At 41.5% G+C, this 282-nt stretch carries 1 protein-coding gene; it reads left to right on the forward strand.

Annotation, left to right across the window (positions count from 1 at the left end):
• On the forward strand, positions 1 to 282 hold a 282-nt coding region (locus tag QMD71_10025; protein ID MDI6841161.1), incomplete at both ends, for an ATP-binding cassette domain-containing protein.

Below are 282 nucleotides of genomic sequence, written 5' to 3' on the forward strand. Positions count from 1 at the left end.
AGTTCCGAAAAGGTGGCGGGACTTCATCTATCCGTGACCTTGGAAGAATTAGAAGAAGAGAAAGGTTTTGGGTGATTAGAGGTGTCTCATTTCAAGTAAATGAAGGAGAGATATTTGGAATAATAGGCCCTAATGGAGCAGGTAAAACAACTATCCTCAGGCTTATTGCTCGCATATTAGCTCCTAATCGTGGCGAAATAAATGTTTCAGGCAAGGTGTCAACACTAATTGAGCTTGGAGCAGGATTCCATCCTGAACTTACAGGAAGAGAAAATATATGGC

The sequence above is a fragment of the bacterium genome, from assembly GCA_030018315.1.
Classification (GTDB): domain Bacteria; phylum Hydrothermota; class UBA3073; order JACQXS01; family JAGMCI01; genus JASEGA01.